Origin of the sequence: Lentzea sp. NPDC059081 (genome assembly GCF_042738015.1) — a bacterium.
Taxonomy (GTDB): domain Bacteria; phylum Actinomycetota; class Actinomycetes; order Mycobacteriales; family Pseudonocardiaceae; genus Lentzea.
The window spans coordinates 76,591-98,544 of record NZ_JBHYGW010000027.1 but is presented as its reverse complement, the minus strand read 5'-3'; the positions used below and the strand labels follow the sequence as shown (position 1 = coordinate 98,544).

General features: G+C 69.2%; 20 protein-coding genes and 1 pseudogene. 10 read left to right on the top strand and 11 right to left on the bottom strand.

Translation table 11 applies throughout. The features are described from left to right. Nucleotide 1 precedes the first annotated feature (1 nt). Nucleotides 2-1,594, bottom strand: coding sequence for a carboxyl transferase domain-containing protein (locus tag ACFWV3_RS37390; RefSeq protein WP_382418650.1), 1,593 nt, complete (start codon nucleotides 1,592-1,594; stop codon nucleotides 2-4). A 141-nt stretch (nucleotides 1,595-1,735) separates the two neighbouring features. Beyond that, nucleotides 1,736-2,539: an SGNH/GDSL hydrolase family protein gene (locus ACFWV3_RS37385; protein WP_382418649.1), complete on the bottom strand. Its 804-nt coding sequence runs from the start codon at nucleotides 2,537-2,539 to the stop codon at nucleotides 1,736-1,738. Between the two features lie 645 nt (nucleotides 2,540-3,184). On the opposite strand from ACFWV3_RS37385, the gene ACFWV3_RS37380 reads away from it, so the two are divergent. Beyond that, a complete protein-coding gene (locus ACFWV3_RS37380; RefSeq protein WP_382418648.1) occupies nucleotides 3,185-3,757 on the top strand; it encodes a TetR/AcrR family transcriptional regulator in 573 nt (190 codons plus the stop codon). Between the two features lie 41 nt (nucleotides 3,758-3,798). Then, nucleotides 3,799-4,260: pseudogene (locus ACFWV3_RS37375) on the top strand (hypothetical protein); the annotation flags it as partial. Nucleotides 4,261-5,602: 1,342 nt separating this feature from the next. Here ACFWV3_RS37375 and ACFWV3_RS37370 read toward each other — a convergent pair. The 4 genes from ACFWV3_RS37370 to ACFWV3_RS37355 form a co-directional block, all read right to left on the bottom strand. Continuing rightward, nucleotides 5,603-6,625 (bottom strand): acyltransferase family protein, encoded by a 1,023-nt coding sequence (locus tag ACFWV3_RS37370; protein WP_382418647.1) that lies wholly within the window; start codon nucleotides 6,623-6,625, stop codon nucleotides 5,603-5,605. Continuing rightward, on the bottom strand, nucleotides 6,622-7,326 hold the full coding sequence (locus ACFWV3_RS37365; RefSeq protein ID WP_382418646.1) for an alpha/beta hydrolase: 705 nt from the start codon (nucleotides 7,324-7,326) through the stop codon (nucleotides 6,622-6,624). Before ACFWV3_RS37365 ends, ACFWV3_RS37370 begins: the two co-directional genes overlap by 4 nt. Before the next feature lie 62 nt (nucleotides 7,327-7,388). Further along, entirely contained in the window at nucleotides 7,389-8,042 is a 654-nt protein-coding gene (locus tag ACFWV3_RS37360) for a response regulator (RefSeq protein ID WP_382418645.1), read from the bottom strand. Then, nucleotides 8,039-9,157, bottom strand: coding sequence for a sensor histidine kinase (locus ACFWV3_RS37355; protein ID WP_382418644.1), 1,119 nt, complete (start codon nucleotides 9,155-9,157; stop codon nucleotides 8,039-8,041). Before ACFWV3_RS37355 ends, ACFWV3_RS37360 begins: the two co-directional genes overlap by 4 nt. Before the next feature lie 120 nt (nucleotides 9,158-9,277). Between ACFWV3_RS37355 and ACFWV3_RS37350 the strand changes: the two genes are divergently transcribed. Further along, the gene (locus ACFWV3_RS37350; RefSeq protein WP_382418643.1) at nucleotides 9,278-9,784 is read left to right on the top strand and encodes a hypothetical protein; all 507 of its coding nucleotides are present in this window, start codon (nucleotides 9,278-9,280) and stop codon (nucleotides 9,782-9,784) included. On the opposite strand, the gene ACFWV3_RS37345 is transcribed toward ACFWV3_RS37350, so the two are convergent. After that, on the bottom strand, nucleotides 9,756-10,868 hold the full coding sequence (locus ACFWV3_RS37345; RefSeq protein ID WP_382418642.1) for an erythromycin esterase family protein: 1,113 nt from the start codon (nucleotides 10,866-10,868) through the stop codon (nucleotides 9,756-9,758). The genes ACFWV3_RS37350 and ACFWV3_RS37345 overlap by 29 nt on opposite strands. Before the next feature lie 79 nt (nucleotides 10,869-10,947). Here ACFWV3_RS37345 and ACFWV3_RS37340 point away from each other — a divergent pair, with 79 nt between their 5' ends. Continuing rightward, on the top strand, nucleotides 10,948-11,634 hold the full coding sequence (locus ACFWV3_RS37340; protein ID WP_382418641.1) for a TioE family transcriptional regulator: 687 nt from the start codon (nucleotides 10,948-10,950) through the stop codon (nucleotides 11,632-11,634). On the opposite strand, the gene ACFWV3_RS37335 is transcribed toward ACFWV3_RS37340, so the two are convergent. Then, nucleotides 11,555-12,610, bottom strand: a complete 1,056-nt coding sequence (locus ACFWV3_RS37335; RefSeq protein WP_382418640.1) for a homoserine O-acetyltransferase — start codon at nucleotides 12,608-12,610, stop codon at nucleotides 11,555-11,557. The genes ACFWV3_RS37340 and ACFWV3_RS37335 overlap by 80 nt on opposite strands. Then, nucleotides 12,610-13,896, bottom strand: a complete 1,287-nt coding sequence (locus ACFWV3_RS37330; RefSeq protein WP_382418639.1) for a bifunctional o-acetylhomoserine/o-acetylserine sulfhydrylase — start codon at nucleotides 13,894-13,896, stop codon at nucleotides 12,610-12,612. The genes ACFWV3_RS37335 and ACFWV3_RS37330 overlap by 1 nt, the downstream gene beginning before the upstream one ends. Before the next feature lie 190 nt (nucleotides 13,897-14,086). On the opposite strand from ACFWV3_RS37330, the gene ACFWV3_RS37325 reads away from it, so the two are divergent. Continuing rightward, nucleotides 14,087-15,094, top strand: coding sequence for a Gfo/Idh/MocA family oxidoreductase (locus ACFWV3_RS37325; protein ID WP_382418638.1), 1,008 nt, complete (start codon nucleotides 14,087-14,089; stop codon nucleotides 15,092-15,094). Between the two features lie 337 nt (nucleotides 15,095-15,431). Here ACFWV3_RS37325 and ACFWV3_RS37320 read toward each other — a convergent pair whose 3' ends face one another. After that, nucleotides 15,432-16,109: an NUDIX domain-containing protein gene (locus ACFWV3_RS37320; protein WP_382418637.1), complete on the bottom strand. Its 678-nt coding sequence runs from the start codon at nucleotides 16,107-16,109 to the stop codon at nucleotides 15,432-15,434. Nucleotides 16,110-16,167: 58 nt separating this feature from the next. On the opposite strand from ACFWV3_RS37320, the gene ACFWV3_RS37315 reads away from it, so the two are divergent. Continuing rightward, the gene (locus ACFWV3_RS37315; protein WP_382418636.1) at nucleotides 16,168-17,115 is read left to right on the top strand and encodes an SPFH domain-containing protein; all 948 of its coding nucleotides are present in this window, start codon (nucleotides 16,168-16,170) and stop codon (nucleotides 17,113-17,115) included. After that, on the top strand, nucleotides 17,112-17,963 hold the full coding sequence (locus tag ACFWV3_RS37310) for a hypothetical protein (protein ID WP_382418635.1): 852 nt from the start codon (nucleotides 17,112-17,114) through the stop codon (nucleotides 17,961-17,963). The genes ACFWV3_RS37315 and ACFWV3_RS37310 overlap by 4 nt, the downstream gene beginning before the upstream one ends. Here ACFWV3_RS37310 and ACFWV3_RS37305 read toward each other — a convergent pair. Then, nucleotides 17,895-19,172, bottom strand: a complete 1,278-nt coding sequence (locus ACFWV3_RS37305) for an MFS transporter (protein WP_382418634.1) — start codon at nucleotides 19,170-19,172, stop codon at nucleotides 17,895-17,897. The two genes, ACFWV3_RS37310 and ACFWV3_RS37305, sit on opposite strands and share 69 nt — an antisense overlap. A gap of 87 nt (nucleotides 19,173-19,259) precedes the next feature. Here ACFWV3_RS37305 and ACFWV3_RS37300 point away from each other — a divergent pair, with 87 nt between their 5' ends. The 3 genes from ACFWV3_RS37300 to ACFWV3_RS37290 all read left to right on the top strand — a co-directional run bounded on the left by ACFWV3_RS37300 (nucleotide 19,260) and on the right by ACFWV3_RS37290 (nucleotide 21,950). After that, on the top strand, nucleotides 19,260-20,126 hold the full coding sequence (locus ACFWV3_RS37300; protein WP_382418633.1) for an SGNH/GDSL hydrolase family protein: 867 nt from the start codon (nucleotides 19,260-19,262) through the stop codon (nucleotides 20,124-20,126). An 87-nt stretch (nucleotides 20,127-20,213) separates the two neighbouring features. Further along, entirely contained in the window at nucleotides 20,214-20,612 is a 399-nt protein-coding gene (locus tag ACFWV3_RS37295; protein WP_382418632.1) for an SSI family serine proteinase inhibitor, read from the top strand. 96 nt (nucleotides 20,613-20,708) lie between these two features. Further along, the gene (locus ACFWV3_RS37290; protein WP_382418631.1) at nucleotides 20,709-21,950 is read left to right on the top strand and encodes an AarF/UbiB family protein; all 1,242 of its coding nucleotides are present in this window, start codon (nucleotides 20,709-20,711) and stop codon (nucleotides 21,948-21,950) included. Nucleotides 21,951-21,954: the final 4 nt, after the last annotated feature.

Sequence of the window (21,954 nt, the reverse complement as noted above, 5' to 3'; positions counted from 1 at the left end):
ATCACATCCGGAAGACGCCGTAGGAAACATCGTCGATGGGGGCGTTCGCCGCGCTGGACAACGCGAGGCCCAGCACCATGCGGGTGTCACGCGGGTCGATGACGCCGTCGTCCCACAGCCGCGCGGTCGAGTAGTACGGGTTGCCCTGGTCCTCGTACTGCTGGCGGATCGGCGCCTTGAAGGCTTCCTCGTCGTCGGCGGACCACTCGTCGCCGAGCTGGTCGCGGCGCACGGTCGCGAGCACCGACGCCGCCTGCTCGCCGCCCATGACGGAGATGCGCGCGTTCGGCCACATCCACAGGAACCGCGGCGAGTACGCCCGGCCGCACATCGAGTAGTTGCCGGCGCCGAAGCTGCCGCCGATGATCACGGTGAACTTGGGGACGCGCGCGCACGCCACCGCCGTCACCATCTTGGCGCCGTGCTTGGCGATGCCGCCCGCCTCGTACTCGCGGCCGACCATGAAGCCGGTGATGTTCTGCAGGAACACCAGCGGGATCGACCGCTTGTCGCACAGCTGGATGAAGTGCGCGCCCTTGACCGCGGACTCGCCGAACAGGATGCCGTTGTTGGCGATGATCCCGACCGGGTGCCCGTGGATGCGCGCGAAGCCGGTGACGAGCGTCTGCCCGTACTCCTTCTTGAACTCCTGGAACTTCGACCCGTCGACGATCCGCGCGATCACCTCGCGCACGTCGTAGGGCGTCCGGGAGTCCGTGGGCACGACCCCGTAGAGGTCGTCCGGGTTGACCACCGGCGCTTCGGTCTTCGTGACGTCCCAGGGCCGTTGCGTCCGCGGGCCCAGCGTCGAGATGATCGAGCGGACCATCTTGAGGGCGTGCGCGTCGTTCTCGGCCAGGTGGTCCGTGACGCCCGACGTCCGCGAGTGCAGGTCGCCGCCACCGAGGTCCTCGGCGCTGACGACCTCGCCCGTCGCGGCCTTCACCAGCGGCGGACCGCCGAGGAAGATCGTGCCCTGGTTCCGGACGATGATCGCCTCGTCGCTCATCGCCGGCACGTACGCACCACCCGCGGTGCACGAGCCGAGGACCGCCGCGATCTGCGGGATGCCCTTGGCGGACATGGTGGCCTGGTTGAAGAAGATCCGCCCGAAGTGCTCGCGGTCGGGGAACACGTCGTCCTGCTTGGGCAGGAACGCGCCGCCGCTGTCGACGAGGTAGATGCACGGCAAGTTGTTCTGCAGCGCCACTTCTTGCGCGCGCAGGTGCTTCTTGACCGTCATCGGGTAGTAGGTGCCGCCCTTGACCGTGGCGTCGTTCGCGACGATCACGCACTCACGGCCGGACACCCGCCCGACACCCGTGATGATGCCCGCGGCGGGCGCGTCGTCGCCGTACATCCCGTTGGCCGCCAACGGCGACAGTTCGAGGAACGGCGAACCGGGGTCGACCAGCGTGTCCACACGGTCACGCGGCAACAGCTTCCCGCGGTCGACGTGCCGCTGGCGCGCCTTCTCGGGACCGCCTTGGGCAGCGGCGGCCAGCTTGCTCCGCAGCTCGTCGACGAGCGCGGTGTGCTCCTTGGCGTAGCGGTCCGACGGCTCGGCGGCGCTGCGCAGGACAGGTGCGTCCATGCTCCCCAGACCTCAGGTTAGCGGGCGTTAACATCCTCATGTTAGCGCCCGCTAACCTAGCGGTCCACCAGCACCGCTCGAGAGTGACCCGAACGCAGGTCAACCCTCGTTTGGAGCACTCTCACGTTCCGGAATTTCGCGTCAGCCGATGACACTCCGCAGAGCGGGCAGGTAGCCGCTCGCGTGCCCGGCCCTGTTCGGGTGGTACGACTCCTCGACCGGCCAGCTCAGGCTGTTGAGCCACCAGCTCGACGAGCAGATCTCGTGCCCGGTGAACGCCCCGCGCACGTCGACGTAGCCGAACCCGGCAGCACCGGCCCGCGCACTGATGGTGGCGTGCAGGGCATCGCTGCCGGAGTTGATCGCAGCCCGCTTGGTGTCGCTCAGACCGACGTTGCACGAGCCGGGCACCTTGTAGATGCGCGGGTAGCCGAGCACGACCACACGCGCGCTCGGCGACTTGGACTTGATCGTGCCGTAGACGTTGTTCAGCAGCCCGGGAAGCGTGTTCGCGGCGTAGGCCTTGGCCGTGTTCACCCGGTTGATGCAGTCCTGGTCCGAGCCGAACGTGCAGGTGGTGATGACGTCGGTGAAGCCGGCGTCGTTGCCGCCCACCTGGACGGTGATCAGGTTGGTGGCGGACGTCAGGTTGTTGGCCTGGGTGATGACGTCGCCTGTTCGCGCGCCGGAGCAGGCCACGGACTTGAAGCTGGCCGGGGCTGTCGCCTGGGCGTAGAGGGCCGGGTAGGCGAGGGGGCCTCGCTTGCAGCTGCCGCTGGCGCTGTCGTAGGTGCCGGTGCCCAGGCCGGACGCGTAGGAGTCGCCGAGAGCCACGTAGTTGACGGCGGCTGCGTTGACGGGGGCTGCGCTCGCGGCGGTGGCGGTGAGGGTGAGTGCTGCCGCGGCGGCGGTCAGTGCCGAGGCGATGAGGTGAGCAGTACGCATCGAAGACTCCCGAAGGGGCCGCAGGGTTGATGCAGTGCCGGTCAATGGTTACTCAGGAGTAAGAGCTGTGTGAAGTATTGGTCAATAGTCAACGGATGGGGGTTGCACCTGCGGAAATTCCACCCATCGGACGATTTGCGGGGGTCGTCTTGGGACTGTGCTGGTTCCAGCGTGGTCGCCTATTGCGGTCTGGTGCCTGTTCCAGCGTGGGCGTGCACCTCGGACGAAGCGAGGGTGTTCATCGCCGCTCCGCGACGATCCGCGATTGGGGCTTGACTTCGGGGCCCTTGCGAGGCGCTCAGTCGGCCGGAAAAGGCCGGATGCTCCGCAACCGGCCGATCCCGAAAGGGGTAGCACCTCGCACCCAAAGTCAAGCCCCAATCGCAAAACCACGAGTGGGTGCACCGCTACCCATCGGCGTAAGGTCTTTCCGGCTCGCCTTCGGCATCGCGGTCGCGAGTGCGTGGGGGGTTGTTCCGGCTCGCCTTCGGCATCGCTTGGGGCCTCGGCTTCGCCGTTGGCGGTGCGTGCGGGGGTTGGCTCGCCTCGCTTCGCATCGGCAGTTCGCCCGGCCCCCACGCCCCCGCCCCGGAGCGGGCCGATTTCGGGCCCTACCGGTAAGTGAACGGCTGCTAACCTCCTCCCGTGGCCGAGAAACCCTCACGTCGGGACCAGATCCTCAACGCCGCGGCCGAGCTCTTCGCGCGGCACGGCTTCCACGGGGTGGGCATCGACGACATCGGTGCGGCCGTCGGGATCTCCGGGCCTGCTCTGTACCGGCACTTCCGCAGCAAGGACGCGATGCTCGGCGAGATGCTCACGTCCATCTCCGAGCGGTTGCTCGACGGTGGGCAGAGGCGGGTGGAAGCGGCGTCCAGTGCCGAGGAGGCGTTGAGCGAGCTCGTCGGGTGGCACGTCGACTTCGCGTTGGACGATCCCGCGCTGATCACCGTGCAGGCTCGCAATCTGGCGAACTTGACGGATCCGGACCGGCGGCGGGTGCGGGCGTTGCAGCGGCGGTACGTCGAGGTGTGGGTCGAGGCCATTCGGAGGACGGTGGCCGACTTCGACGAGCCGACTGCGCGGGCGGCGGCTCACGCGGTGTTCGGGTTGATCAACTCCACGCCCCACAGCGCGCATCTCGATCGGGACCAGATGGCCGCGTTGCTGTCCCGGATGGCGCTCGCGTCGCTCACGCCGGCCGTCGTGACCTCGTGAATTGGCGGTACGCCGAGATGCTTCCGTAACCTTTACCCTCAATGGGCGCTCGCAAACTCCTCCTCCGGCTCCCGGCCTGGTTCCGGTTCACGGTCATCACCCTCGCGGTGTTCGTGTGCGGGGTCATCGCCTCGCGGCCCGCCACCGGTGGTGACGGGGCTCCTCCCAGTGCCGACGTGATCGCGGCCGGCAACGCCGTCGAGGCGTTCGTGTCGCCTTCGCCGACTCACGATCCGCACATCAACCTGCCGTCGGACTTCGCGCGGGAGATGGGGCGCGATCCCAAGACCGTGATGGCGACCGACGGGACCCTCAGAGTCGTCGACGCCTCCGGTGGGTGCTCGGGGCCCGCGGGCGACACGGAGTGGGATTTCAGCACGGCCTGCCGCGCGCACGACCTCGGGTACGACCTGTTGCGGTACGCGGAGCACAAGGGCGACCCGCTCGGGCCGGGGGCGCGCAAGGCGCTGGACGACCGGCTGACCACCGACCTGCACGCGCAGTGCCGGGTGAACCCGCGCGGTTCCGAGTCGAGCTGTCACGCGGTGGCCGAGACCTATGCGCTGGGGCTGAAGTTCAACTCGTGGCGGCAGCGGTGGGGGCCGCCCGGTCACGAGCCCGTGGTGGCCTGGGCGTTCGGCAGTGCGGTCGTGGTGTTCCTGCTGCTGGCGCGGCTGCACGGGCGCAAGCGGGACGAGCTGCCCGCCCCGAAGCCCGTCGAGCAGGACCGGTACGCGACGTTCCTGCGGCTCTTCAGCCTCGCCCTGCTCGTCCTCGGTGAGACGGTCGCGACGCTCGCGCACCTCAAGAACGTCGGCACGCCCTGGTTGTGGGCGTTGCAGGCGGTGCCGTTGTTCTTCTTCGCGGGCGGGCACGCGAACCTGCGCAGCTGGCAGGCGCACGAGGGCGGCTTCGGTTGCTGGGTGTCGAGCCGGACGTCGTGGCTGCTGCGGCCGGTGCTCGCGTTCGTGCTGCTGTGGGTGGTGGTGTTCGCCGCGCTCAACCTGCTCGACGTGAAGGTCGACGCGTACAGCCGGTTGATCACGCATCCGTTGTGGTTCCTCGGGGTCTACCTGCTCGCGGTGGCCGCGACGCCCGCCGCCGCGTGGATGCACCGGCACATGCGCCGCACGGCACCGTTCGTGCTGATGCTGCTCACGTTGATGGTCGAGGTCGCGCGCACGTCGACGGACTGGAAGACCGGCGGGTACGTGAACCTGATCGTGGGCGCGCTGCTGATGCAGCAGATCGGCTTCTTCTACGCCGACGGCACGGTGCAGCAGGTCTCGCGGCGCGTGCTGGCGGCGGTCGGCGCGGTCACGTTGCCCGCGCTGGTGTTCTTCAGCGACTACCCGCGCTCGATGATGGTGCTCGGCATCGCGCAGGTGTGCCTGGCGCTGCTGGCGCGGGGACGGGTCACGGCGTGGCTGAACGGCCGTTCGTGGCACGTCGTCGACTTCGCCCGCCAGGCGCCGATGACGGTCTACCTGGCCTACCTCGCCGGTGTCGGCGCGCTGGTCGGGTTGCTCGGGCTCACCCAGGCGCCGATCTGGCTGGTGCTGCTGCTCGTCCCGCTCACCCTGGTGTTCCACCGGTTCGAACGGCGGCTGGTCCGGTTCCCGCGCCTGTCGCACGAGTCGCACCGCACGCGGCTCGCGACGGCGGCGGGTGTCGTGTTCGGGACGCTCGGCGTGCTCGGGTTCGTGGTGAGCGGGTTCCTCGGCGACGGGGTGCTGGTGCTGCTGCCGGTCGACCCGCTGCAGAACCTCATCCACCTCCTGCTCGGCTGGTACCTGGTCCACACCGCCCGCACGGGCAGCTGCGACACCCGCCACCCGTGGCTGCTCACGGCGCTGGCGTGCGTGCCGCCGATGCTGGCGCTGGACCCGGCACCGGCGGTGGTGGCGCTGCACGCCGCGGCGATCGGCCTCGCAGTGCTCGCAGCCATCCCCAGGTCACGGCCGCGCACACCGGCAGCCACAGCACCCGCTGCCACACCCAGCCCGGATGATCTGGTGGCTGTTGGAGCCCCGGTAGCGGTCCCCACGCGCTGAGCGCCAGCGTCACGGTGATCAGCGCGCTCTGGTGCGCCAGGAAGATCCCCAGCGCCCGCTTGTTCAGCCACGCCACGGGCCTCGTCGTGCCGAGCCTGGTCAGCACCGGCGCGATCGTCAGCACCAGGCCGATCTGGGCGAACGCCAGCGCGAGCGTCGCGTAGTTCGGCGGGTTGAGGTTCGAGACCGCCTCACCGGGAATGCCGACGGCCGAGACCGGATAGCCGCCGAACGACGTGAGCAGCGCGTACCCGAGCACGCCGGCCACCAGCAGCGGCGGACCGGGAATCCTCCGCCGTGCCAACGAGTACCCGAGCTGCCAGGCCGCCCACCACACCGCGTACGGCACCACCAGCACCAGCACGACCGGCACGAGCACACCCCACGAGTGCTCGTCCAGCTTGCGCACCAACGGCTTCAGCGCCAGCAGCACCAGGTAGGCGAGGAAGAACCACAACGGCGTCGTGACCAGGAACCCGATGTTGTAGGCGGTTCCCTGGTCGACCCCGCGCATCATCAGTCCGAAGAGGACGGCCGCCCACGCGCCCAGCATCAGGAACGTCGGCACAGCCAGCTGTTTCAGCCGCACGACGAACGGCGTCTGCGAGTGAGCCGCCGCGTAACCACCGGCGAAGAAGAACAACCCGAGCGTCTGCAACACCCACGACACCGGCGTGAGCGAGGCCATGTGCTTCAACGGACTGTCGATGTACATGCCGGTGGGCGTGTCGACCAGCGCGGTGACCAGCCAGTGCCCCAGCACGACCGTGACGACGGCCAGAGCACGAACGGCGTCGATAAATGGGTTCCTCACAGCTTCTCCCCCGAAGCGATCCGGACGAGCGCGCGCAAGGTCTCCGTGCCCGGCTCGTAGTAGGTGTCGTGCTTGCCACCCTCGAACCGCAGCACCGTCGCGCCGAACCCGTCCGACGTGGGATCCGTGCCGTGCCCGAGGTCGAACAGCCGCACGTGGGGCACGAACCGCATCCAGTCGCCGCTCGATCGCATCGCCCAGACCTTCGCGGACGTCCCGAGCTCCGCCACGGACCCCGCCCGCACACCGGGGCTGCCGGTGAACACGATGTCCGCGACGTCCAGGTCGTGCGCCGCGAGGCCGACGACGACCGATCCGTAGCTGTGCCCGAATACGTGGACACGCGCGCTGGTGTGCAGCGCGCGCACGAAGTCGACCAGTGCGGAGGCTCCCTGACGGGCGAGCGAACCGGTCACCGCGTCCACGCCGAGCCCCTGCGGCGTCCGGTACCCGAGCCACGCGATCACCGCGAGGTCGTCGCGGTGGGCCTGCTCGTACAGGTTCGCCGCCATCCTCCCGACGGTCCGGTCGAACCGGTCGACGTCCACGTCGGACCCCGGCACGACGACCACGACGTCACGGGCGGTCGCGAGATCACCGACGACCGCGACCCGGCGGGCGACGTCGGCACGCCACTGGGCGATCGACGGCGCGATCGCGGGAACGGCGATCAGCAGGAGGAACAGGACGGCTCGGCGCATGAACCGAAGCTAGGAAGACCACGCACCGCGAATCGTCCCGCCGTGGAGCCGTTTCGCAGGCGCTACCCCGGTACCACGAGCCCGCTCTCGTACGCCGCGATGACGGCCTGGGCCCGGTCGCGCAGCCCCAGCTTGGTCAGCACGCGGCTCACGTGCGTCTTGACCGTCTGCTCGGCCAGCACGAGGTGCGCGGCGATCTCCGCGTTCGACATGCCCTGCGCGACCAGCACGAGGATCTCGGTCTCGCGCTCGGTCAGCACGCCGAGCTGCGCGGGCCGCACCCGGTCGCTGCGGCGGGCCTTCACGAAGTCCTCGATCAACCGCTTGGTGATCGACGGCGCCAGCAGCGCCTCCCCGGCCGCGACCACCCGCACGGCGTTGAGCAGCTCACGGGCGGGCGCGTGCTTCAACAGGAACCCGCTCGCGCCGGCCTGCAACGCCTCGTAGACGTAGTCGTCGAGGTCGAACGTGGTCAGCACGAGGACCTTGACGTCGTCGGAACCGTCCAGCAGCAGCCGGGTGGCGGTGAGTCCGTCCATCTCGGGCATGCGGATGTCCATCAGCACGACGTCGGGTCTGACCGTACGTGCCAGCGCGACGCCCTGCACGCCGTTGCCCGCCGCACCGATGACCTCGATGTCCTCCTGGGCGTTCAGCAGCGCCGAGAACCCCTCGCGCACCATCTCCTGGTCGTCCACCACGACCACCCTGATCACTTGTCCCCCAACGGAATTCTCGCTCTGACCAGGAACCCGCCGTCCTCGGTCGACTTCACGGTCAGCGTGCCACCGTGCACCGCGACGCGTTCCCTCATCCCCACCAGACCCTGCCCGCTGCCGCCGCCCCTCGACGGGCCGCCGGGGGTGTTGACCACGACGACCTCGAGCACGCCGCCGTTCTCGTGCACGTGGACGGACGCCTTGGAGCCGGGCGCGTGCCTGGTGGCGTTCGTGAGCGCCTCCTGCACGATCCGGTACGCGGTCAGCCCGACCGCCTCCGGCACGTCGTCCACGCCGACCTCGGCCTCGTCCCCCGGCCGCACGAGCTCCGTGATGCGGCTGATGCCGGGCTGCGGTTCGCGTTCCGGCTGCTGGCCGTTCGTCCTCAGCACGCCGAGCAGGCGCTGCATGTCGGTGATCGCCTCGCGCGCCGCCTCACCGATCTCCGCGAGCTCCTTCTCGGCTTCCTCGCTGAGGCCCTTCAGCCGGTACGGGGCGGTCTCGCACCTCACCACCACCATCGACATGTGGTGCGCCACGACGTCGTGCATCTCGCGTGCGATGCGCGCTCGTTCCTCCAAAGCGGCCTTGGCGTCGCGTTCTTCTTCGAGATCGCGTTCGGCCCGGCCACGTGCACCGAACAGGTAGACGACCGCGGCGATGATCGGCACGAACAGCGCCATGTCCGCGGCCTGCGGTTCGGAGAACGCGACCAGCAACGTGCTGATCAACGTGGCCGACACGACGACCCAGCGCGAGTAGAAGGCCGCCACGGCGACGAAGAGCGGCGCCGCGGTCCAGTACTGGAACACCCCAGCGCCGTCGCCCACCACGAGCACGCTGACGGGGAAGAAGCCGGCCGCGATCAACCGCCAGGCGTAGAGCGGCGACCAGAACAGCAGGACGTACGGCCCGAGCGTCAACGCGAAGACGATGACCCACCAGCCGTCCGAATCGGCCTGACGAACGTAGTTGGAGCTCGCGACGACCGCCCAGACGAACGCGTAGACGATCAGCGCCGCGAGGACGGGCACCCGCAGCCTGCCGAGTGCTTTGGGAAGAACTCGCGTGTGGTCGGGACCGAGGACTGTCCGGTACAACGTGCGGAACACCACCCGATGCTAGGTGGATTCGCGTATTCGCACATTGACCTGCGGAGTGACATACCGGGGTATGACTCTGATCAAGATGGGGCATTGCGAATGCGTGACGCCGCGCGGTAGGCAGTACCTGTGAGACCACCACAGGACCCTGATCGCTGGTCACGGCTGACGGCCGTGGCCGGTGAGGCGCTGGCCGCGGCCAGGGCCGGTGAGGACGCTGTGGCGGTGGACCTCGTGACCGGGTATCTCAGCGGTTCCCCCGAGGGCAACGAGGAGATCCGCGAGCTGGTGCTGCTGCTGTTCGCCGAGTGCAGCAGCATGGTCGGCGCGCTCGGGTCCGGCGGTGCGACACCGGTCAAGATGCAGGTCTTCGACGAGGAGGGCAACGAGGTCCAGATCGACGACGCGGACCCGCCCGTCCGCACGGCGATCCGCGCGTTGCTGGCGGAGGTGCACGGCGACCAGGACGCGGCCTCGGAGCAGATCGAGATCGCCCTGGCCAACGGGGCACCGCAGGAGCTCGCGACCGTCGTCCTGCAAGCCCTGCGGTGGACCCTGAAGCTGGCCATCGAGTGCGAGACGCGCGACCTGCCCGTCGCGCCGTGGATCACGGCGTCACTGGACGACCAACCCTGACGTGCAGCAGCGCGTCCGCACCGTCCATCAGGTGCTGGTCGAGCGGGAAGTAGCCCATCTCCGGGCTGGTGTCGGTGCGGGTCGGGCCCTGGGGCTTGTCGCTCGTGACGCCCCAGGTCGTGAACCGGCTCTGCAGCCGGCCTTCTAGCGTCGCTTTGTCCGGTTCGCCCAGACCGAACGAGTCGTTGCGGCCGAGGGTGCCCGCGATGACCGTGTACTGGTCACCGAGGATCGGCGCCACGAGCGCGCCGGCGGAGAACCACTCGATCCGTTCGCCGGCCATCTCCATCGAGCTGGTGGTGCGCTGCAGGTGGGCGTTGTGCGCGAAGACGAACGTCGGTCCGCGGGACGCCTCGGCGCGGCGGATCTCCAGCAGGGCGCGCGCCATCACGCCGTCCCGCATCTGGCAGAGGCGGTTGAGGCGCACGCCCAGCGGGTTCGGCTCGGCGCACTCCCGGTGGTACCGGAGCAGGCTCAGCCCGGCGACCAGGTGGGTCTCCGCGCGCTGCCAGGCCGCGTCGACCGTCCTGCGCTCGTGCAGCCGCCTGAGCATGCCCGTGCCGATCTCGCGGAACCGCACGGCCTCTTCGGACTGCCCCGGCGACATCGCGGGGTCCATGACGGCCTCGGTCCGGCTCCACTTCTCGTCGTCGGTCGTCAGGTCGACGTCCTCGCCGAGGTAGTCGCGGGCGTGCTCGAGGTACGGGCGCGGGCTGGGCGCGCTGACGGTCTCGGTCTGGAAGTCGAAGCCGTGGAACGCCAGGCGTTCCGCCGCCGGTTTGTCCGAGTTGTACTCCCGCATCCACGTGACCAGCTCGCGGTTGGCGGGCCACCGGCCGAACGTGTGGGAGAAGCCCTCCTCCATCACCTCGTCGAGGTCGCCCGGCCCGCCCTGGACGTAGTCGTCGACGAGAAACCCTCGGACGCGGCAGGTCTCCAGGGCGATCGACCGGTAGCCGAGCCCGGCCAGCTGCTCGAAGAGCTCGTTGCGGATCCAGGTGTGGGCGTGCTCGCGGTGCGTCGGCTCGCCGAACGCCAAGAGCTCGGTGAAGGGGCTGATGAAGTCGCGGATGTCCTGGCTCATGTGGTTCGACCGTAACATTGAAAGCTCCGTTGAGACTTTGGTTCGATAAGCACTAGTGAGTGCCCTTAAAGTCTCAACCGTGCGTCCATCCGACCTCGCTGACGAGCATGGCATCTCGACCCAGGCCGTGCGCAACTACGAGCGGTCCGGGTTCCTCCCGCCGGCGGAGCGCACCCCGTCCGGCTACCGCGTCTACACCGAGGTCCACGCCGCCGCGTTGCGCGCGTTCCTCGCGTTGATCCCCGCGTTCGGGCACGCGCGGGCCGAGCAGATCATGAACGCGATCCACGCGGACGACCTGGACGACGTGCTGCTGACCATCGACCGCGGCCACGAGCAGCTGCTGCGCGACCGCGAGACCTTCGGCTCGGTCAGCAGGGCCACGCGGGACCTGGCCGACTTCGACCCCGTCCTGGAACCGCGCACGATCGGCGAGCTGGCCCGGCGTCTCGACGTCACGCCGGCGACGCTGCGCGCGTGGGAGGAGGCCGGAATCCTCACGCCGTCCCGCGAACGCACGGGCTACCGCGTGTTCCGGGCGGAGGACGTCCGGGACGCCGAGCTGGCGCACCTGCTGCGGCGCGGCGGATATCCGTTGGCGCGCATAGCTCTGGTGGTCGAGCAGGTCCGCACGGCGGGCGGCACCGAGACGCTGGGTGCCGCCCTCGCGGACTGGCGCCGCCGCCTCACCGCGCGGGGCCTGGCGATGCTCGCGGCCTCCGCGCGGCTCGACGACTACCTGCGTGCGCGGGCACCAGTTCCGTGACGAGCGCGCCGACCTGCTCGCTCTCGATCAGGAACGCGTCGTGCCCGTACGGCGACTCGATCACCCGCAGCCCATCCGCCCCGGAGATGCCCGCCGCCAGCTCTCGCTGCTGTCCCAACGGGTACAGCCGGTCCGAGTCGACCCCGGCCACGATCGTCCGCGCCGTCACGCGGGCCAGCGCCGCCTTGGTCCCGCCCCGCCCGCGTCCGACGTCGTGCGAGTTCATCGCCTCGGTCAGCGTCACGTAGCTCTCCGCGTCGAACCTGCGGGTGAGCTTCGCCGCGTGGTGGTCCAAATAGGACTCGATCTCGAACCGCCCGTCCTCCTGGACCTGCCGCCCGAACCGCGTCTGCAGCTCCTGCTCGCTGCGGTAGCTGATGTGCGCGATCCGGCGCGCGATCCCCAGTCCCGCCACGGGATCGGCTCTGATCGCGTGCACCTGCGCCGACGCCAGCCCGATCTGCTCGGCCGACGCCGCCGCCGTGGTCGCCAGCAACAGCAACGACTCCACGCGCTCCGGCTCGCTGACCGCCCACTCGACGGCCCGCATCCCGCCCATCGACCCGCCGAGCACCGCGGCCCACCGCCCGATGCCCAGGAACTCGGCCAGGCGCACCTCGGCGGCGACCTGGTCGCGGATGGTGATGGCGGGGAACTCCGGGTACTGCCAGGGCCCGGTGCTGCCCTGGCAGCCGCCCAGCACGTTCGGCGCCACCACGAAGAACCCGTCGAGCGGCCGGCCTGGCCCGACCAGCGGCTCCCACCAGCCCGGCGTCGGGTGACCCGGCTCCACGCCCCCGGCGACATGGCTGTCCCCGGTGAGGGCGTGGAGCACGAGCACCGCGTTGGAGGCCTCCGCGTTCAAGGTCCCCCACGTCTCGTACGCGAGCTGGAATCCCGGCAGCCCCGCGAACGGTTCGGTGTGGCTGAACCACTTCCGCCGCCCGTTCGGGTCACCGAACCTCCAGCCGCCCACTACAGCGCCGACTTGGCCGCGGTGAAGCCCGCCTCCAGGTCGGCCTTGAGGTCCTCGAGCCCCTCCAGCCCGACCGACAGCCGCACCAGACCGGGCGCCACACCCGTGACGAGCTGCTCCTCCGGCGTGAGCTGGCTGTGCGTGGTCGAGGCGGGGTGCACGATCAACGACCGCACGTCGCCGATGTTCACGAGCTGGCTGAACAGACTGGTCCCGTCGACGAACGCCCGTCCGGCCTCCACCCCGCCGCGCAGCTCGAAGCTGACGACGGCACCGGCGCCCTTGGGCAGGTACTTCTGCGCGTTGGCGTGGAACGGCGACGACGGCAGGCCCGCGTAGTGGACCTTCTCGACCTCGTCCCGCGCCTCCAGCCACTCGGCAAGCGCTTGCGCGTTCTGCACGTGCCGCTCGATCCGCAGCGACAGCGTCTCGATGCCCTGGATGACGAGGAAGCTGGTCAACGGCGCGATGGCCGCACCCGTGTCCCGCAGCCCCTGCACCCGCAGCTTGGCGGCGAACGCCCCGTGCCCGAGCACCGGCCAGTACTGCAACCCGTTGTAGCTGGGGTCCGGCTCGTGGAAGTCGGGGAACTTCTCGGCCCCGTACTCGAACTTGCCGCCGTCCACCACCACACCGGCGATGGCCGTCCCGTGCCCGCCGAGGTACTTGGTGGCGGAGTGGATGACGATGTCCGCCCCGTGCTCCAACGGCCTGAGCAGGTACGGCGTCGGCACCGTGTTGTCCACGACCAACGGCACGTCGTTGGCGTGCGCGACCCCGGCGACACCCTCGACGTCCAGCACGTGGCTGCGCGGGTTCGCCAGCGTCTCGGCGAAGAGCAGCTTGGTGTTGGGCCGCACCGCCGCCTGCCACGCGTCGAGGTCGTCCGGGTCGTCCACGAACGACACTTCGATCCCGAGCTTCGGCAACGTGTAGTGGAACAGGTTGTACGTCCCGCCGTACAACGACGCGCTGGACACGAGGTGGTCCCCGGCCCGCGCGAGGTTGAGGATCGCCGCCGTCCCGGCCGCCGACCCGGACGCGAACGCAACGGCCGCCACGCCGCCTTCGAGCGCGGCAACCCGCTGCTCCAGCACGTCCTGCGTGGGGTTGTTGATGCGCGTGTAGATGTTCCCGGGCTCGGCGAGCGAGAAGAGGTCCGCCCCGTGCTGCGTGTCCCGGAAGACGTAGGAGGTGGTCTGGTAGATCGGCGTGGCGCGGGCACCGGTGGCCGGGTCGGGCGCGGCACCCGCGTGGATCTGGGCAGTCTCGAAGGACCAGGACATGGCTGTGCTCCAGGTTTGTGCGTCGAAGTGGGCTCGAATCAACGGGAGCGACGACAGGCCATGCTGGTGACGCGCACGTAATCGACGTGGCGTCGGCTAACCAGCGGCATGGTCATGGTCACACAAGGTAGGGGGCCATCCGGCCTCACCGACACCCCGTCCAGCAGGTGAGAACGCTTAGGCTGATCGCATGCGCACAGCTCTGGTCGGCTACGGACTAGGAGGGGCGGCCTTCCACGCCCCGTTCATCGCCACGACCCCCGGCCTGGACCTGGCCGCCGTGGTCACCGCGAACCCGAAGCGCCAGGCAGAGGTGGCCGCCCGCTACCCCGACACGACCTTGCTGTCCACTCTGGACGAGGTCTGGACGGGCAACTACGACCTGGTCGTCATCACCACCCCGAACCGCTTCCACGCCACCCACGCCCGCCAGGTCCTCGACCACGGCCTGAACGTGGTGGTCGACAAGCCCTTCGCCGGCTCAGCGGCCGAAGCCAGAGCCCTCGCCTCCATCGCCTCCTCACGAGGCCTGCTGCTCGCCCCCTTCCACAACCGCCGCTGGGACGGCGACTTCAGAACCGTCCAGAAGCTCCTGCGGGACAACACCCTGGGCAAGGTCCACCGCTTCGAGTCCCGCTTCGAGCGCTACCGCCCGGAGATCAAGGACTCCTGGAAGGAATCAGGCGACCCGAAGGACCTCGGCAGCATCCTCTACGACCTCGGCACCCACCTGATCGACCAGTCGGTGGACCTCTTCGGCCGCCCACGCTCAGTGCACGCCGAGATCGCCACCGTCCGCCCCACCGCCAAGGCGGACGACGACGTCTTCCTGGCCCTGACCCACGACAACGGCGTCCGCTCCCACCTGTGGATGAGCGCCCTGGCAGCAGACCTGGGCCCGAGATTCCGCGTCCTGGGCCACGACGCCGCCTACGTGAAGCACGGCATGGACCCCCAGGAAGACCTCCTCAAAGCAGGCGAAACCCCAGCCGGCCCAGGCTGGGGCGAGGACCCGGAGGAGTCCTGGGGAACCGTTGCAGGCAAGCCCTACCGCACAGAACCGGGCGCGTACCAGGACTTCTACGCAGCCGTAGCACAAGGCAAGACCCCAGTACCACCACAAGACGCGGTGACGGGCCTGGAAATCATCGAGGCAGCCAAGCAGTCGGCAACAACAGGCGACACGGTCCGCCTTTAACGCGAAGCCGAAGGCGAGCAGTCTTGGCTTGAAACGCGAGGTTCCGGTGGGGTGGTCCCGTCACGAGCCGTGGCCAGCACTCGCTGCACCAGGTCAGGGGTGTCAACCCGGCACGCTTTTCGCCGGGTTGACACCCCTGACCTGGTGTGGCTCGCTCTTGCCTCGGTTCGTGACGGGACCACCCCACCCGAACCGCACCACCACCACAACAGCAAGCCGCCCAACCCAAACAGGCGTGCCATCAACCCGCCGGCGGCGCTGGCCGGTCTTTGATCAGTTGGCGGGGTCCGGGGCAGAGCCCCGCGCCCGAAACAGGAACCCAACAGCAAAACGGGACCTACGGACGAACCAACGGCGGATACAACGAAACAGCGTCCCCCCGCCGAAAAAGCGCCGCAGGCCGCCCCCCATCCCGCCCAGTCGTCTCCCCAGTGGCAACCAACAACCCACCAACCCCAGTAACTTTCCGATGAAAGTTCCGAGGATCCAACGCAACCCCCCAGACAATCTCATAAACCCGCCGCAACTCAGCCACAGTGAACTCGGCAGGACAAAACTCAGCCCCCAACGGCGAGTACTCCAACTTCGCCCGAGCCCTCTCCACCCCATCCCTCAAGATCAAACCGTGGTCGAAGGCCAACGACGAAACCGACTCCACCGGCACGAACGAAGCCGCAGCAGCATCAGTCCCAGCCACCGGCACAGGCAGATCAGCCGCCAACGCCAGATAAGCCACGGACACCACCCGCATCCGAGGATCCCGCCCAGGCTCCCCATAAGTCCCCAACTGCTCGAGATGCAGCCCGGAAACCCCGGTCTCCTCGACAAGCTCACGAGCAGCAGCAGCATCCACCGACTCGGCAACCTGAACGAACCCCCCGGGCAACGCCCAGGACCCGAGATACGGCTCCTCCCCACGCTGAACCAACAGCGCACACAGCGCGTCGGACCGCACGGTCAGGACCACCAAGTCGACCGTGACCGCGAAGGGAGGGAAATCACTTGGCGAGTACACACCACCGAGTATAGAGTTATCGTCAGACAGACGACAAGTACTCGAAAGGCTGCGAACGATGGCAGACATCAGCACCTACCCCGGACTCCGCCACCTGAGGGGCACGCCCACGGTCCACATCAGACACGTCAGGAAGGGCGAGCTGGTCCACGAGGGCACCGGCCAGAGCTTCTGGTTCCGCCCCAGGACCGCGGTGATCAGCGAGGTCCCGGTGGACGACCGGGAGCTGCCGATGCTCTTCCACGCCAGAACGCAGGACTACCAGGACGTCACGGTCCAGCTGACCGTCACCTACCGCTGCACCGACCCGGAGGTCGCGACGAGCAGGATCGACTTCTCGATCGACCCGGACACGGGCGTGTGGCGCCAGGACCCGCTGAGCCAGATCGCGAACACCCTGACGGAGAGCACCCAGCAGCACGCCCTCAAGATCCTCGCCACCCTCGACCTGGACCAGGCCATCAGGACCGGCGTCGAACGCGTCAAGACTGCGGTGCAGACCAACCTCAAGGCCGACCACATCGGCCTGGAGATCATCGACGTCAGGGTGGTCGCCATCCGCCCGGACGCCGACATGGAGAAGGCCCTGCAGACCACCATCCGCGAGCGCGTGCAGCAGGAGGCCGACAAGGCCACCTACGAACGCCGGGCCGTCGCGGTGGAACGGGAACGCGCCATCAGCGAGAACGAGCTGAAGAACCAGATCGAGCTCGCCAAGCGCGAGGAACAGCTGGTCGTCCAACGAGGCGCGAACGCCCTCAAGCAGGCCGAGGACAACGCCAGGACGGCCAGGATCGCCACCGAGGCCAAGGCCGAGGGCATCCAGCGGCTGGCCGAGGCCGAGGCCGCCGGCGAGAAGGCACGGCTCGACGCCTACCGCGACGTCCCCGAGACCGTCCTGTACGCCCTGGCCGCCAAGGAGCTCGCCGGCAACCTCCCCGAGATCGGCAGCATCACCCTCACCCCGGACATCATCCAGCCGATCCTGAACCGGCTGGCGCGATGAGCCTCGCCCCGAGAATTGTGCTGGTGCACCGGCGCACCGAGCTGACAGAGTTGCTGGCGAGGCACGGGACGAGAGGGCAGGTCGAGTTCTTCCTCAAGTCCCGCAACAGAACCCTGGACGAGGTGGTGGACCGTGACCAGCAGACCCGAGAAGCGTTGGGAGAGGTCGGCGCCGCAATCCCGCTGGACTGGCGCCGTGGCGTCGTCGAGAGGGAAGACCTGTCGCGGTTCCTGTTCGCGCCCGAGGACGTAGTCGTCATCGTCGGCCAGGACGGGCTGGTGGCCAACGTCGCCAAGTACCTGGACGGCCAGCCGGTGATCGGCATCAACCCGGAGCGGGGCGTGCTCGCGAAGCACGCCCCCGCCGACGCGGCCGACCTCCTGCACCGCACCGGCGACACCGAGGACCGCACGATGGTCGAGGCCAGGTCGGACGACGGCCAGACCCTGTTGGCGCTCAACGAGATCTACGTCGGCCACCCGAGCCACCAGACCAGCCGCTACCGCGTAGAGGACGAACGCCAGGCGTCGTCCGGCATCCTCATCGGCAGCGGCACGGGGGCGACGGGCTGGTGCAGTTCCGCCCACCGGGAGAGGAAGAGCGCCATCGCACTGCCGACCCCGACCGAACGCAGGCTGGCCTGGTTCGTCCGGGAGGCCTGGCCGTCGCCGAGCACCGGCATCGCCCACACCGAGGGCGAGATCACCGACCGGGCGCTCACCATCGACGTCGAGTCCGACGGCCTGGTGGCGTTCGGCGACGGCATCGAGAGCGACGCGCTACGCCTCGGCTGGGGTCAGCGCCTGACCGTCGGCCTCGCCGCCCGCCGGCTCCGCCTCGTGCGCTGAGCCGATCACGAGCAGGCACCCGCCGGACAGCACGGCGCCCGCGATCAGGTACAGCGCGATCGCCCAGATTCCGGTGCGCAGCAACGACTGCGCGACCAGCGGCGCGAGCCCGCCACCCAGCACGGCACCGAGCTGGAAGCTCAGCGCCACGCCGCTGTAGCGCACACGGGTTCGGAAGAGCTCGGCGAAGTACGCGGCCGAGGGGCCGAACAACGCCGCCGAGCCCACGAACCCCAGCACCATCGCGAACGTGAACCAGCCCGAGTCCGTGAGCCAGAACAACGGGAACGCGAACGCGGTCTGGAAGATCGCACCGCCGAACATCACCGGGAACCGCCCGACGCGGTCCGAGAGCAGGCCGAACGCCGGCACCGCGACGACCTGCGCCGCCGACCCGACGATGATCGCCACCAGCAGGCCGTCCGCGGGGATCTTCAGCGCCGTGCGGCCGTAGCCGATCATGAACACGCTCAGCACGTAGATGAAGATCGTGAAGCCGAGGTTCACCCCGGCCCCCAGCAGCACCACGCGCCACCGGTCGCGCAGCACCTCGGCGATCGGCAGCCGCGACTTCTCGGCCCGCGCGAACCGCGGCGACTCCGAGACGCGCAGCCGGATGTAGAGCCCGATCCCGACCAGCACGACCGAGAACAGGAACGGCAGCCGCCAGCCCCACGACAGGAAGTCCTGGCCGGAAACACGCTCCGACAGGAACATCGCGAGGTTCGCCAGCACGAGCCCGACCGGCGACCCGATGAACACCCAGCTGCCGTACCACCCCCACCGGCCCGGCGGCGCGTGCTCGACCGCCATCAGCGACGCACCGCTCTGTTCTCCGCCCATGAAGAAGCCTTGCACGACTCGCAGCAGCACGAGCAGCAACGGCGCGAGGATGCCCACCTGTGCGTACGTCGGCAGCAGACCGATCGCCGCCGTCGCCACACCCGTGACCGACAGGGTGATCACGAGCATCGCGCGGCGGCCGATCCGGTCGCCGAGGTGGCCGATGACCGCACCGCCGAGCGGGCGGGCGAGGAAACCGGCTCCGAACGTGGCGAACGCGAGCAGCACGCCCACGCGCGAGTCGAACTGCGGGAAGAAGATCTTGTCGAACACGAGCGCCGAAGCCGTGCCGTAGAGCAGGAAGTCGTACAGCTCGATCGTGTTGCCGACCGCGGACGCCACCGCTGCTTTCCGCACCCCCGTCATCGTTCCAGCCTGGTCGAGGGATTGACACTGCGCAATGGCCCGGTCACCCTTCGTCCTACGTTCCTACTGCTCAGTAACGAGGTAGCAATGACGCGCCGAGTGACTGTCATCTCCCTGCTCACAGCCATGATCGCGGCCCTGCTGGCCCTGCCCGCCAGTGCTGCCCCGCGATACCGGAACTACGTCTCGCTCGGAGACTCGTTCGTGTCCGGGCCGTTCATCCCGCTGCAGCGGCTTGACCCGCTGAGCTGTTTCAAGTCGACGCAGAACTACCCGTCCGTGCTCGCGAGGCGGCTCGGGGTCGCGAACTTCACCGACATCTCCTGCGGTGGCGCGCAGACGAAGGACATGGCAGGTGTGCAGAGCGGCATCCCCGGCCAGTCCGTGCCGCAGTTCTCCGCGCTGAGGGCCGACACGGACCTCGTGACGATCTCCATCGGCGGCAACGACATCGGCTTCTCGGACATCATCCTGACCTGCGCCGGCAAGAGCATCGCCGACCCGAACGGCGCGCCCTGCAAGGCGAGCTACGGCGACTCGCTGGCCCAGCGCGTCGCCGCGACCGGCACGAAGGTCGCCGACGTGCTGGCGGGCATCAAGCAGCGCTCCCCCAACGCCAAGATCGTCGTCGTCGGCTACCTGAGGATCCTGCCGCCGTCGGGTGGCTGCTGGCCGGTCGTGCCGATCTCGCGCGGCGACGTGCCGTACCTCGGCGGCGTGCAGCAGCAGCTCAACGGAATGCTGGGCGCGCAGGCGAAAGCGGCCGGCGCCACGTTCGTGAACCCGTACGACATCAGCCTGGGCCGCGACACGTGCGCGGCGCCGTGGGACAAGTGGGTCGAGGGCATCATCCCGACGAGCCTCGCGTTCCCGGTGCACCCGAACGCGAAGGGCATGGCCGCGGTGGGCAACCAGGTCGCCGCGGCGCTCGGGACGGCGTCCGCCGGCATCTAGTTGCACGGTGTGATCGCGATGTACACGATCCGGTGTTACCGCTGAGTTGATTGGAAGTTCGGGTCCTCGCCGCGCCAAGGTGGTGGCATGGCAAGGACCCGACTTCTTTTTGCCTGTCTCGCGCTCGCCGCACCGCTCTTCCCCGCGACAGCCCAGGCAGCGCCCCTCCGTGCAGAGCCCCTCGTCCCCGCGGCCGGCCTCGTGCTGTCGCTGCAGTCGGAGATGGGCACGTTCAGCACCACCCAGCTGACCTGCGAACCGGCCGGTGGCACGCACCGCAACGCGAAGGAAGCGTGCGACCAGCTCATCCCCGTCGAAGGCGACTTCCGCAGACTGGAAGCGACCGGCGCGATGTGCACGATGGAGCTGAACCCGACCAAGGCGACGCTGCGCGGCAAGTGGCGCAAGAAGAGGATCGACTTCCAGCAGGTGTACTCGAACCCGTGCGTGGTGCGCGCGTTCACCGGCAAGGTGTTCGACTTCTAGAGACCGCGCCACCGGTGTTCCAGCACACCGCCGTCGTGCTGGAACACCGGTGGCGTTCTGCCTGAACTCTCAGGGAGGTCCGCCTAGGCTGCGGCCATGGGGGACTTCCTGGTCTACACGATCGGCTTCCCGGTCACGTTCGTGCTGCTCGTGCTGGGCATGTCCCTGGCAGCACGGCGAATCCTCGGCCTGCGCGTCGGCCTGGTTCGCACGGCGCTGGCGTGCCTGCTGGCGATGTCGATCGCGTCCGGCCTCTTCGGCGGGACGACGTCGCCGACCACCTCGCTCGCGACCATCCAACTGGGACTGTCGCTGCTCGTCGTGATCGGCCTGCTGGCGTTCGCCGAGATCATCGTGCCGACCGGCTCGATCCCGCCGCCCACCGAGTGGTGGGGCATGGCGCGCCGCCGGATCGCCCGCACCCGCCGCTACTCGCGCATCACCGCGATCGCCGTCCGCCACGGGCTCGGCCCCTACCTGCGCGGCCGCGAACGGTCCGACATCGGTCTCGCGCGGTCGTTGCGGCTCGCGTTGCAGGACGCGGGCGTGACGTTCGTGAAGCTCGGCCAGGTGCTGTCCACGCGCGCCGACCTGCTGCCCGGTGACTTCGTCGACGAGCTGAGCCTGTTGCAGGACAAGGTGCCGCCCGCGAAGTGGGACGACGTCCGCGCGCTGCTCGACGCCGAGCTCGGGCCCGGAGCGTTCACGACGATCGACCCGCAACCACTGGCGGCGGCCTCCATCGCGCAGGTCCACCGGGCCGTGCTGGCCACGGGCGCCGAGGTCGTGGTGAAGGTGCAACGGCCGGACGTGCGGGCCGTGGCCGAGGGCGACCTGGACATCCCGCCGGAGATCGCGGCGGTGTTCCGGGCGCTCGCGACGCTGGAGGGCACCCTGGGCGTGCTGTCGCCGGGCTTCAACATCGTGGTGGAGTCGCGGGCGTTCGCGACCGAGCAGATCACCGAACGCCTCACGCCCGAGTCCGTGAGGCGCACGATGACCGAGGAGCTCCAGGCCGTCCTGCCGATGCTGCGCAGGCTGCCGCGGCGGATCGACCGGATCACCGGCGCCGTGGAGCAGGGCAGGCTGAGCATGTCGATGCGGCTCTTCGCGGACGAGCGCGACCGGTCGTTCGTCACCGGCCTGCTGCACCAGGTGATGCTGACGGTCCTGGGCGCGACCGCGGGGGTGATGGCGGTGCTGCTCCTCGGGTCCTCCGGCGGGCCGCAGGTCGCCGCGGACGTCGGCCTCCACCAGGTCTTCGGCTACAACCTGCTGATCATCAGCGTGCTGCTGGGCCTGCGCGTCGTCGTCACCGTGTTCCGGCCCCGTTCCTGACCTG